The sequence below is a fragment of the Sphaerisporangium sp. B11E5 genome (assembly GCF_039871875.1).
In the GTDB taxonomy this organism is placed as follows: domain Bacteria; phylum Actinomycetota; class Actinomycetes; order Streptosporangiales; family Streptosporangiaceae; genus Sphaerisporangium.
Map to the genome: position 1 here is coordinate 66,179 of NZ_JBDPMD010000045.1, position 11,802 is coordinate 77,980.

At 72.9% G+C, this 11,802-nt stretch carries 9 protein-coding genes and 1 riboswitch; of the genes, 3 read left to right on the forward strand and 6 right to left on the reverse strand.

Going from position 1 to position 11,802, the window contains the following annotated elements; all coding sequences use genetic code 11:
• Positions 1–239: 239 nt before the first annotated feature.
• From ABGB17_RS30655 to ABGB17_RS30670, 4 genes are all read right to left on the reverse strand, one after another.
• Positions 240–1,022: a type III pantothenate kinase gene (locus ABGB17_RS30655; protein ID WP_347635846.1), complete on the reverse strand. Its 783-nt coding sequence runs from the start codon at positions 1,020–1,022 to the stop codon at positions 240–242.
• Entirely contained in the window at positions 1,022–3,577 is a 2,556-nt protein-coding gene (locus tag ABGB17_RS30660) for an L-aspartate oxidase (RefSeq protein ID WP_347635850.1), read from the reverse strand. Before ABGB17_RS30660 ends, ABGB17_RS30655 begins: the two co-directional genes overlap by 1 nt.
• Before the next feature lie 151 nt (positions 3,578–3,728).
• Positions 3,729–4,565, reverse strand: coding sequence for a pantoate--beta-alanine ligase (gene panC / locus ABGB17_RS30665; RefSeq protein ID WP_347635881.1), 837 nt, complete (start codon positions 4,563–4,565; stop codon positions 3,729–3,731).
• Between the two features lie 50 nt (positions 4,566–4,615).
• Entirely contained in the window at positions 4,616–5,506 is an 891-nt protein-coding gene (locus ABGB17_RS30670) for a DUF2520 domain-containing protein (protein WP_347635854.1), read from the reverse strand.
• Positions 5,507–5,609: 103 nt separating this feature from the next.
• On the opposite strand from ABGB17_RS30670, the gene ABGB17_RS30675 reads away from it, so the two are divergent.
• The gene (locus tag ABGB17_RS30675) at positions 5,610–6,605 is read left to right on the forward strand and encodes an SAM-dependent methyltransferase (RefSeq protein WP_347635857.1); all 996 of its coding nucleotides are present in this window, start codon (positions 5,610–5,612) and stop codon (positions 6,603–6,605) included.
• Here ABGB17_RS30675 and ABGB17_RS30680 read toward each other — a convergent pair.
• Entirely contained in the window at positions 6,602–7,804 is a 1,203-nt protein-coding gene (locus tag ABGB17_RS30680) for a cytochrome P450 (RefSeq protein ID WP_347635860.1), read from the reverse strand. The two genes, ABGB17_RS30675 and ABGB17_RS30680, sit on opposite strands and share 4 nt — an antisense overlap.
• Positions 7,805–7,855: 51 nt before the next feature.
• Positions 7,856–8,635, reverse strand: a complete 780-nt coding sequence (locus ABGB17_RS30685) for a TerC family protein (protein ID WP_347635864.1) — start codon at positions 8,633–8,635, stop codon at positions 7,856–7,858.
• 205 nt (positions 8,636–8,840) lie between these two features.
• A riboswitch (SAM riboswitch) is annotated at positions 8,841–8,956 on the forward strand.
• A gap of 64 nt (positions 8,957–9,020) precedes the next feature.
• On the opposite strand from ABGB17_RS30685, the gene ABGB17_RS30690 reads away from it, so the two are divergent.
• Together ABGB17_RS30690 and ABGB17_RS30695 are read left to right on the forward strand one after the other, a co-directional pair.
• Positions 9,021–10,301, forward strand: coding sequence for an aminotransferase class V-fold PLP-dependent enzyme (locus ABGB17_RS30690; RefSeq protein WP_347635885.1), 1,281 nt, complete (start codon positions 9,021–9,023; stop codon positions 10,299–10,301).
• A gap of 17 nt (positions 10,302–10,318) precedes the next feature.
• Positions 10,319–11,494, forward strand: coding sequence for an NADH-quinone oxidoreductase subunit D (locus ABGB17_RS30695; protein WP_347635868.1), 1,176 nt, complete (start codon positions 10,319–10,321; stop codon positions 11,492–11,494).
• Positions 11,495–11,802: the final 308 nt, after the last annotated feature.

Genomic DNA, 11,802 nt, shown 5'->3' on the forward strand with positions numbered 1-11,802 from the left:
GGACGTCACGCAAGGGTGTGACGGCATGCCTGGTGGATCGGCGGTTCCGCTGTCACACCTGCGGTCCCACGCTCGCTCGCCCCATGTCGCCGACATATGATCAGGAGCCTATGCGCGCTTATTAGTCGCGAAATATGGCACACTTTCCCAGGCTTTTCCGCATGCCCGTCATCGCGGTGATCCGTCAGGGCCGGGGCATTTGCCCGGCCCTGCTGAGGCATGCCTGCTTTTCGAGCGGGTCAGCCCACGTTGCGGTTGTAGATGAGCCGCAACCCGATGAGCGTCAGCCACGGCTCGTGCACGTCGATGGACCGCGCCTCGTCCACCACCAGCGACGCCAGGGTGCCGGTGGCGACCACCGTCACGTCGTCGGGGTCGGCGGCGAGCTCGGGGGCCATGCGCTCGACGATGCCGTCCACCTGGCCGGCGAAGCCGTAGATGATGCCCGCCTGGAGGGCTTCGACGGTGTTCTTGGCGATCACCGAGCGCGGGCGGACCAGCTCCACCTTGTGCAGTTGCGCGCCCGCCGCCGCGAGCGCGTCCACCGAGATCTCGATGCCGGGCGCGGTGACCGCGCCGACGTACTCCCCCTTGGCCGAGACCGCGTCGAACGACGTCGCCGTGCCGAAGTCGACGATCACGCACGGCCCGCCGTACAGGGTGACGGCGGCCAGGGCGTTGACGATGCGGTCGCTGCCGACCTCCTTGGGGTTGTCCATGCGCACCGGCACCCCGGTGCGCACCCCGGGCTCCACGATGACGGCGGTCACGTCGCCGTAGTACCTGCGGCACATCTCGCGCATCTCGTTGAGCACCGAGGGCACCGTGGAGCACAGGGCGATGCCGCTGATGTCGGCGTCCTTCAGCAGAGGGCTCTGGCCGAGCAGTCCCTGCAGGACGACCGCGATCTCGTCGGCGGTGCGCCGCGCGTCCGTGGCGAGGCGCCAATGCTCGATGACCTCTTCCCCCTCGAACAGGCCGAGCATGGTGTGGGTGTTGCCGACGTCGATCGTGAGCAGCATCAAGCCCCCCGGAGGTCCAAAGCTATGTCGAGTGCGGGCGCGGAGTGGGTGAGGGCGCCCACGGCGAGGAAGTCGACGCCGGTCGCGGCGACCTCACGCGCCACGGCCAGGGTGAGCCCGCCGCTGGACTCCAGGCGCGCGCGGCCGCCGACCAGGCGCACGGCACGCGCCAGGTCGTCCACGGTGAAATTGTCCAGCAGGATCTCCTCCGCCCCCTCCGCCAGCAGTGGTTCGATCTGGTCGAGCCGGTCGACCTCCACCTCGATCGGCAGGCCCGGGTAGGCCCGCCGGACCGCGCGGAACGCCTCGGCGACCCCACCGGCCGCCACCACGTGATTGTCCTTGATCAAGGCCGCGTCCGAAAGCGACATCCGGTGATTGGCACCGCCGCCGCAGCGGACGGCGTACTTGGCGAGGGCCCGCAGGCCCGGGAGCGTCTTGCGGCTGTCCCTGACGCGGGCCCCGGTGCCCTCGACGGCGCGCACCCAGCGTCCCGTCTCCGTGGCGATGCCGGACAGGTGGGTGAGCAGGTTGAGCACGGTGCGCTCGGCGGTGAGCAGGTCGCGCACCGGGCCGGTGACCGTCATCAGCACGTCGCCCGCGGCCACGCGATCGCCGTCCTTGGCCCGGCGCTCCACGGTGAGCCGTCCGTCCGAGAGCCGGGCGAACGCCGCCTCGGCGACCGGGAGGCCGGCCACCACGCCGTCCTTGCGGGCCACCACGTCGCCGGTGGCGGTCTGGCCGGCCGGGATGGTGGCGAGGGTGGTCACGTCGCCCTCGGGGCTGTCCTCGGCGAGCGCGGCGTCGATCAGCGCGACGACGGCGGCCGGGTCCAGGCCGGCGTCCGCGAGCTCGGCCTCGGTCTGGCGCGGCAGCGTGGTGGCGCGGTCCTCGTCGTGGCGGCGGTAGTTCATGGTCAGCCCCTCCTCGGCCAGGGTCATGTCCAGGTGCCCGAGCCACCAGGTGTCGTCGCGCTCGGGGAAGTCCTCGCGCCAGTGCGAGCCGCGGGTCTCCTCGCGGGCCGCGGCCGCGGTGACGAGCGCCGTGGCCACGGTGAGCAGATTGGTGGTCTCCCAGGCCTCCGTGCACGGCTGGACGGCCACCGGCGTCCACCGGGCGTCCAGCAAAGCCTGGCGCACCTCACGCAGGCTCCGGCCGCCGCGCAGCACCCCGGCGCCCGCGCTCATGCGGGCCTGCACCCGGGGGCGCACGCGCGGGTCGGCCAGCCCGGCGGCGCGGCCGTCGTCCACCGGCTCGCCCGGCCGGTGGCGGGCGGCGGCGAGGTCGGCGGCGATGCGCTCGGCGAAGACCAGGCCCTCCAGCAGCGAGTTGGACGCCAGACGGTTGGCGCCGTGCACCCCCGTGCAGGCCACCTCGCCGCAGGCGTACAGCCCAGGGACGCCGGTGTGCCCGTCGAGGTCGGTGCGCACGCCGCCGCTGGCGTAGTGGGCGGCGGGGGCGACGGGGATGGGCTCGCGCACCGGGTCGACGCCGTGCTCCAGGCAGATGGCGTGGATGGTGGGGAAGCGGGTGCGCCACTTCTCCTCACCGAAGTGCCGGGCGTCCAGGTGCACGTGGTCCGCGCCGGTCTCCAGCATGCGTCGCATGATCGCCTTGGCCACGACGTCGCGCGGGGCGAGGTCGGCGAGCTCGTGCACGCCGGCCATGAAGCGCTCGCCCGCGGCGTCGATCAGCACGGCGCCCTCGCCGCGCACCGCCTCGGAGATCAGCGGCTGCTGGCCGGTGGAGTGCTCGCCGAGCCACAGCACGGTGGGGTGGAACTGGACGAATTCGAGATCGCTGACGACGGCCCCGGCGCGCAGGGCGAGGGCCACGCCGTCGCCGGTGGACACCAGCGGGTTGGTGGTGGCCGCGTACACCTGGCCCATGCCGCCGGTGGCGAGCACGACGGCCGCGGCGCGGACGGCCCCCACGCCGTCGCGCGCGCCCTCGCCCATGACGTGCAGGGTGACGCCGCAGGCGGCGCCTGCTGCGTCCGTGAGGAGGTCGAGCACGAGGGCGTGCTCGATCACCTCGATGCCGGGGGCGCGCGGTCCCGCGGGCTCGGCGGCCCGTACGGCGGCGACCAGGGCGCGCTGCACCTCGGCCCCGGTGGCGTCGCCGCCCGCGTGCACGATGCGGTCACGGCGGTGGCCGCCCTCGCGGGTGAGCTGGAGGCCGCCGCCCGGCTCGCGGTCGAACCGCGCGCCGCTGTCCATCAGGCGCCGCAGCGCGTCCGGCCCCTCGGTGACGAGCATCCTCACGGCGGTCGCGTCGCACAGACCCGCGCCCGCGGTCAGCGTGTCGCGCATGTGCTCGGCGGCGGAGTCGGCGGGGTCCAGCACCGCGGCGATGCCGCCCTGCGCCCAACGGGTGGACCCGGCCGACAACACGTCCTTGGTGACGACGAGCACGCGTGCGCCGGGGACGAGCCGGGCGTACCGCAGTGCCACGGTGAGTCCGGCCACGCCCGAGCCGACGACGACGAGGTCGGCGTGGACGGTCCATCCGGGATCGGGGGCGGTGAGCCGCCGGGGGAGGGGCGGGTACGTCATGGGTCGCTCCTAATTTCGTCACTATGACGATAACCGATGGCGCACACGTCCCCGCCCATGGGGGTGTTCTTCACGATTTCCGCGGGTCAGCGCCTCGCCACAGGTTATGCGTCCCCCCGGGCGGCGGGACCCGCCCCTCCGGGGACGGGGGTCAGGGCAGGGTCAGCACCATGTTGTCGATCAGGCGGGTGGCGCCGACGCGGGCGGCGACGGCCAGGACGGCCTCGCCTCTGTGGTCGTCGGTGACGGGGGTGAACGTGGCGGGGTCGGCCAGGGTGAGGTAGTCGAGGGTGAGAGGGGGGTCGGCGGCGGTGGCGGCGTCGAGGACGGCGTGCGCGGCGCGCAGGATGTCCGCGGGACGGGTGTGCCCGGCGCCGGCGCGGAGCGCGGCCGACAGGGCCAGGGCGGTCACGCGGTCGGCGGGGCTGAGGTAGCGGTTGCGGCTGGACAGGGCGAGGCCGTCCGGCTCGCGGACCGTCGCGCCGCCGACGACGGTCACCGGGACGTCGAGATCGGCCACCATGCGGCGGATCAGGGCGAGCTGCTGGGCGTCCTTGCGGCCGAACACCGCGACGTGCGGGCGCACCAGGTTGAGGAGCTTCAGCACCACGGTCAGCACGCCGTCGAAGTGGCCGGGGCGGAAGGAGCCCTCCACGATCGTGCCCATGGTGCCCGCCGACACGCCGACCTGCCGGTCGGGGAGGTACATCTCGGCGGCGGAGGGCGCGAACACCAGGCCCACGCCCTCGGCCGCGCACACCTCCAGGTCGGCCTCCATCGTGCGCGGGTAGCGGGAGAAGTCCTCCGCGGGGCCGAACTGCAGCGGGTTGACGAAGATGCTCACCGCGACGTGCTCGGCGTGCTCGCGGGCCAGCCGGATCAGCGACCGGTGCCCCTCGTGCAGCGCTCCCATCGTCGGCACCAGCGCCAGTGTGCCCGGTGCCACGCCGGGCCGGGCGGCGCCGCCCGTTCCCGTGTCGCCTGTCACGCCCAGCGCGGCGCGGGCCGCGGCCAGTTCGGCGCGGTTCGCGGCGACGATCACGTCCACGAGTTGCCTCCCAGCGCGTCGAGGAGGCGCTCGGCGGCCTCCGGTTTGAGCAGCCCGGCGGCCAGGGCCCGGTCCGCGGTGAGCCGGGCCAGCGCCACGTAGGCGTCGGCGGCCTCGGGGGCGGCGGCCATGAGGGCGTCCACGTGCTTGCGTACGGTGCCCGCGTCGCCGCGCACGACCGGGCCGGTGAGGCCGGTGATGCCGAGACGCAGGGCGTTGTCCAGGGCGGCGCCGAGCAGCGGGCCGAGCATACGGCCCGGGTGCTCCACGCCGATGCCGCGCAGGATCTGCTGCGACTCGGCGATCAGCGTCACCATGTGGTTGGCGGCGCCGGCCAGCGCCGCGTGGTAGGTGGCGCGGTCCTGCTCGGCCACCCACACCGGCTCGCCGCCCATCTCGATCACCAGGGCCTCGGCCACCGGGCGCAACGGCTCGGGCGCGGTCACCCCGAAGGAACAGCCGGTGACCCTGCGAAGGTCGTCCTCGCGGCCGGTGAAGGTCATCACCGGGTGCAGCGCGAACGGCAGGGCACCCGCGGCGGTGGCAGGGTCGAGCACGCCGAGGCCGTACGCGCCGCTGGTGTGCACGAGCATCTTGCCCCGCAGGTCCACCCCCGCGGCGGCGAGCCCGGCGACCAGGCCCGGCAGGACGTCGTCGGGGACGGTGAGGAGCACAAGCTCGGAGCGGGCGATCAGGTCGTCCGGCCGGGAGATGCCCACGCCGAGCCGCTCCCCCGCCCGGCGGCGGGACTCGTCGGAGACCCCGGCGGCGGCCACGACGCGGTGGCCGGCCTGCGCGAGCGCCGCGCCGAGGGCCGACCCCACCCGCCCGGCGCCGAGCACCCCGACGGCGAGGCGCCCGGGGCGGTCGCTAGTCTCCATCACGCTCCGTCCAGGTTTCTTCCCATCGACGACAGGCCCAGTTGACCAGGGTACGGCGGCGCCTGCCGCGCGCCGCGATCGGGCGTTGGTAACGTGCCGTGCCGTGTGGGTGACCTGGCGGGAGGCCATGGAGCGAGCGCTCTACGGCGAGCGCGGGTTCTATCTGAGGGAACGCCCGCGCGGCCACTTCCGCACCTCGGTGAGCGCGTCCGAGGTGTTCGCGGGCGCGGTGCTGCGGCTGCTCGACGAGGTGGACGCCGCGCTCGGCCGCCCGGACGCGCTCGATCTCGTGGACGTCGGCTCCGGGGACGGCGGGCTGGTGACCGCGGTGCTGCATGCGGCGGAGCCGTCCCTGGCCGCCCGCTTGCGGGCCACGGCGGTCGACCTCGCCGCGCCGCCGCCGGGGCTGGACCCGGCGGTCCGGTGGGCCGCCGAGGTGCCGGAGGGCGTCACCGGGCTGGTGATCGCCAACGAGTGGCTGGACAACGTGCCGCTCGACGTCGCCGAGCAGGCCGGGGACGGCCCGCGGCTGGTGCTGGTGGACCCGGGGACCGGCGAGGAACGGCTCGGGGACCGGCCGGAGGAGCGGGACCTCGCATGGCTGGAGCGGTGGTGGCCGCTGCGGGCCACGGGGAGGCGCGCGGAGATCGGGCGGACCCGGGACGAGGCGTGGGCCGCGGTCGTCGGACGGCTCTCGCGGGGGCTCGCGGTGGCGGCCGATTATGCACACCCTGTGGATAACCGCCCGCCGTACGGCACCTTGACCGGATACCGGGACGGGGGCTGCGTGGCCGCGATACCCGACGGATCCTGCGATATCACCGCACACGTCGCGCTGGACGCCTGCGCCGTCGCCGGCGAGGAAGCGGGCGCGATATCCACAACCCTGACCACCCAGCGGCATGCGCTGCGCTCACTCGGCGTCACCGGCGCCCGGCCGTCGCTCTCCGCCGCGAGCGCCGACCCGGGGGCGTACCTGCGGGGGCTCACCCGGGCGTCCCGGGAGGCCGAGCTGATCGACCCCGCGGGGCTCGGGGGCTTCGGCTGGCTGGTCCAGGCCACCTGCCCCTCGCTGGGCGGGTGGCCGCCGGGGACCTAAGCGGTGGTCACCTCGAGTGACTCAAGGCCGCGGATCACGTAGTTCGGCTTCCAGGCCGGCTCCTCGACCAGGCGCAGCGCGGGCGCCGCCTCCAGCAGGGCCCCGAACGACTCGATCAGCTCCACGCGGGCCAGGGGCGCGCCGAGGCAGAAGTGGATGCCGGCGCCGAAGGAGATGTGCGGGTTGTCGGCGCGGCCCACGTCCAGGCGGTCGGGGTCGGGGAAGACCTCCGGGTCGCGGTTGGCCGAGCCGAACAGCAGGGCCACCTCGGCGCCCTTCGGGATGTCCACGCCGCCGATGGTGACGTCCTCGAGCACCCAGCGCTCGAACATCTGCAGCGGGGTGTCCCAGCGCAGCAGCTCCTCCACGGCGGCAGGCAGCAGCGACGGGTCGGCGCGCAGACGGGAAAGCTCGGTGGGGTTGCGGAACAGCGACCACCAGCCGTTGCCTGTGACGTTGACCGTCGCCTCGTGCCCGGCGTTGAGCAGCAGCACGCACGTGCCGACGAGCTCGTCCTCGGTCAGGGTGTCGCCGCCGTCGGCGACCCGGGCCAGGGCGCTGATCAGGTCGTCACCGGGGTCGTCGCGGCGCAGGGCGGCCAGCTCGCGCAGGTACGCGGCGAACTCGGACGCGGCGCGCACCGCCGTGTGCTGGGCCGCCGGCGAGGGGTTCAGCTCGTACATGCCGCAGATGTCCGCCGACCAGGGACGCAGCAGGTGGCGGTCGGCCTCGGGCACGCCGAGCATCTCGGCGATCACGGTGACCGGCAGCGGCTCCGCGACCTCGGCGAGCAGGTCGCCGCCGCCGCGCTCGACGAAGCCGTCCACCAGCTCGCGGGCGACGCGCCGCACGCGGGGCCGCAGCTCCTCGACCATGCGGGGGGTGAACGCCTTGGAGACCAGGCGGCGCAGCCTGGTGTGCACGGGCGGCTCGACGTCCAGCATGCCGGCCCTGATCACGCGCCAGAACGGCTCCTGGAACTCCGGCTCGGCCGGCCTGCCGAACTCCTCGTGCGTGGCGAGGTGCAGGTAGGAACGGCCGAGCCGCCGGTCGCGCAGCGCCGCGTTGACGTCCCGGTGCCGGGCCACGAGCCACTGGCCGGTGGGCTCGAAGAACCGCACCGGCTCGGTGTCCCGCAGCTCCCGGTACACGTCGTACGGATGAGCGATGAACTCCGGATTCCATGGATCAAAACGCACAAAGTCATGGTAGATGGGATTTTCCTCCCACCGACCTGCGCGTTTCCGGTCTCAGGCGTGCGGCGCCGGGCCCGGCTCGACCTCCTTCCCGGCCGGCTCCTCCTCGGCCGGCTGCTTCCCGGCGGCGCGGGACCTGCGGCGCACCCGGATGTTGAGCAACTCGACGCACAGCGAGAACGCCATGGCGAAGTAGATGTAGCCCTTCGGGATGTGCTGGTCGAAGCCCTCGGCGATGAGCATGACGCCGATCAGCACCAGGAAGGACAACGCCAGCATCTTGATGCTGGGATGGCTCTCCACGAAACGGCTGATCGGCCCGGACGCCATCAGCATCACCGCCACCGCGACGATCACCGCCGCGACCATGACGCCGATCTCGTCGACCATGCCGACCGCGGTGATCACCGAGTCCAGCGAGAACACGATGTCCAGCACCATGATCTGCACGATCACCGACACGAACGACGCGGCGGCCCGCCCGCCGCCCCGCTCGTGCCCGCCTTCGAGACTCTCGCTGATCTCGAAGGCGCTCTTCCCCAGCAGGAAGAGACCACCGAAGATCAATATCAGATCCCGGCCCGAGATCCCGTGCCCCATCACCTCGAACAGCGGCTCCGTCAGCCGCACCACCCACGACAACGCGAACAACAACGCCAGCCGAGTGATCAGCGCGAGCGCCAACCCGAGCTTTCGCGCCCGATCCCGCTGCTCAGGAGGCAGCTTCCCCGAGAGGATCGATATGAAGACGATGTTGTCGATCCCCAGCACGATCTCCAGGGCGACCAAGGTGAGAAACCCGATCCATATCCCCGGATCGGCCACCCAATCCATCTCGCCTCCTTGGAACTACGCCCGTCCCCCATCGAGGGTGACCGGCCCGAACTCGGACATTGATCTGTTGAACGCACAACCCACCCTCAGAGTTCGCCATACAGGACCCGAAGCCCGACGAATCCTGTGGAAGGACGTGCAGGGGTGCCGCACGACACGTGGTGGGGTTGCGGAACGGGCGGGGGGCCGGGTTATAGTCCCGGTAGGTCATGAGTGCCAGCGACAAGCCCCGGCTTGCTGGCCGGCAACCCTCGCGCTCGCGGCGGGGTGCCCCGGGTGAGGACCGGGTTCGGCGCGCAGTGCGCCGGGCAAGCGCGGGCTCCGTCACCCAACGCCGTGACCGGGGTCCCATGACCCTAGGAGGCCGGCGTTGTCGCTCACCGTTCTGAAGTCCGCACCCGCTCCCGCCGTTCCCTCGAACCGTCCCGTCGCCACGCCGGGGGTTCCCGCCGTGCTCGGGGCCGATCTCGAAGTGCCGGTCAAGGGCGGGAAGCTGGTCACCTACGCGAACCTCGACAACGCGGCAAGCGCGCCCTGCCTGGTGGCGGTGAACGACGCGGTGGCGGCGGCGTTGCCCTCGTACTCCAGCGTGCACCGGGGGGCGGGGTACGCCTCGCAGCTCACCACCGCGCGGTACGAGCAGGCGCGGCACACCGTGCGGGGGTTCGCGGGGGCGCGGCGGGACGACGCGGTGGTGTTCACGCGGAACACCACGGACGCGGCCAACCTGCTGGCGCGATGTCTGCCCGCCGGCACCACGGTGGTGGTGTTCGACACCGAGCACCACGCCTCCTTGCTGCCGTGGACCGACACGGTGCGGTTGCCGGCGCCGGAGTTCCCCGGGAGCGCGATCCGGGCGGCGGACGAGGCGCTGGCCGGGATCGACGGGCCGAAGCTGCTGGTGGTCACCGCGGCGTCCAACGTCACCGGGGAACTCTGGCCGGTCGCGGCGCTCGCGCACATCGCGCGCCGGCACGGGGCACGGATCTTCGTGGACGCCGCCCAGCTCGTGCCGCACCGTCCGCTCAACATCACCGCGCTGGACCTCGACTACGTGGCCTTCTCCGGGCACAAGCTGTACGCCCCCTTCGGCGCGGGCGTGCTGATCGGCCGTCCCGACTGGTTGTCCGCCGCGGGGCCGTACCTGCGTGGCGGCGGCGCCTCGGCCGCCGTGACCGTGGACGACACTGGCGCGGTGGACGCCGAGTGGAGTGCCGACCCCGAACAGCGCCACGAGGCCGGCACCCCGAACGTCCTCGGCGCGATCGCCCTGGCCGCCGCCTGCGACACCCTCACCTCCACCGGCTGGACCCCGCTGATCAGGCACGAGGAGCGGCTGCTCGGGCGGCTGCGCGGCGGGCTCGCCGCCATCAAGGGCGTGCGCGAGTTGTCCCTGTGGGGCCCGGACCACCCCCGCGTCGGCATCGTCTCGTTCGTCGTCGAGGGATGGACCGCCCGCGAGGTGGCCGAGGCCCTGTCCGCGGAGTACGGCATCGGCGTCAGGGACGGCCGCTTCTGCGCCCACCCCCTGGTCGGCCACCTGCTCGGCGACGCCGGGCCGTGCGGCGCGTCGGGGGCCGTGCGGGCGTCCATCGGCGCCGGAACCACCGCCGAGCACGTCGAACGGCTGCTCACCGCGCTGGCAGATCTTGTCTCCCGGCGCTGACGTGACAGCATGAGGGTATGACGGAACCTCCTGCCGGAGCCGCTGCTCGCACCGAACGCGTCGTGGGCATCGGCGCCGGGGCCAAGGAGCTGGCGACCGAGGACATGATCCTCAACATCGGGCCCCAGCACCCGTCGACACACGGGGTGCTGCGCCTGCGGCTCACCGTGGACGGCGAACGCATCGCGTCGTGCGAGCCGATCATCGGCTACATGCACCGCGGCGCGGAGAAGCTGTTCGAGGTGCGCGACTACCGGCAGATCATCGTGCTGGCCAACCGCCACGACTGGCTGTCGGCGTTCGCCAACGAGCTCGGCGTCGTGCTCGCCGTGGAGCGCATGCTCGGCATGGAGGTGCCGGTGCGCGCGGTGTGGGCCCGCACGCTGCTCGCCGAGCTGAACCGCGTGCTCAACCACCTGATGTTCCTCGGGTCCTACCCCCTGGAGCTCGGCGCGATCACCCCGGTGTTCTACGCGTTCCGGGAGCGCGAGACGTTGCAGGCCGTCATGGAGGAGATCTCCGGCGGGCGCATGCACTACATGTTCAACCGCGTCGGCGGCCTGAAGGAAGACCTGCCGGAAGGCTGGCTGGACCGCGCCGCCCGTGCGGTGGCCGAGGTGCGGGGACGGCTGCCCGACATCGAGCGGCTGATCCACGGCAACGAGATCTTCCTCGCCCGCACCCGCGGCGTCGGCGTGCTGGACCAGGCGACGATCATGCAGTACGGCGTCAGCGGCCCCATCGCCCGCGCGTCCGGCGTGGATCTCGACCTGCGCCGCGACGAGCCGTACCTGGCCTACGACGAGCTGCCCGTCAAGGTGGTCACCCGGTCGGCGGGCGACTGCCACTCACGCTTCGACGTGCTGATGGAACAGGCCAAGGTGTCGCTCGACCTCGCGGACGCCTGCATCGTCCGCATGCGTGAGCTGCCGCCCGGGCCGATCAACCAGCGGCTGCCCAAGGTGCTGAAGGTGCCCGAGGGCCACACCTACGCCTGGACCGAGTCGCCGCTCGGGCTGAACGGCTACTACCTGGTGTCCCGGGGCGAGAAGACACCGTGGCGGCTCAAGCTGCGCAGCGCGTCGTACAACAACGTCCAGGTGCTGCGGGAGATGCTCCCCGGCAACCTGATCGCCGACATGGTGGCGATCCTCGGGTCGATGTTCTTCGTGGTCGGGGACATCGACAAGTGACCGTCCGAAAGTTTTTCCGGCAAGGCGTTTAATCGCCGCTCTCCGGTGCAGAAGACCGATGCGTGAAGGGACAGGGTGAAGATCAGGGTGGCTCCGCAGGCGGGGGCCCGGCGTGTGGCCGGGCCCCCGCCTCATGCCAAGAGCCCGGCCACACGCCCGAGAGCCCGCCACACGCCCGAGAGCCCGCCACACGCCGAGGACCGGTCACACGTCGAGCTTGTCCCGCGTTCGAGAGCCTGTCCCGCGTCGAGGGCCGGTGACCGCGGGCCGGGATCGCGGCGTGCGTCAGGGGTGTGGTTCCTCGTCCG

Coding starts and splice junctions, on each gene's coding strand:
- ABGB17_RS30660 (WP_347635850.1), bottom strand. CDS start 3,577: ATGACGTACCCGCCCCTCCCCCGGCGGCTCACCGCCCCCGATCCCGGA.
- ABGB17_RS30695 (WP_347635868.1), top strand. CDS start 10,319: ATGACGGAACCTCCTGCCGGAGCCGCTGCTCGCACCGAACGCGTCGTG.
- ABGB17_RS30655 (WP_347635846.1), bottom strand. CDS start 1,022: ATGCTGCTCACGATCGACGTCGGCAACACCCACACCATGCTCGGCCTG.
- ABGB17_RS30670 (WP_347635854.1), bottom strand. CDS start 5,506: ATGGAGACTAGCGACCGCCCCGGGCGCCTCGCCGTCGGGGTGCTCGGC.
- ABGB17_RS30685 (WP_347635864.1), bottom strand. CDS start 8,635: ATGGATTGGGTGGCCGATCCGGGGATATGGATCGGGTTTCTCACCTTG.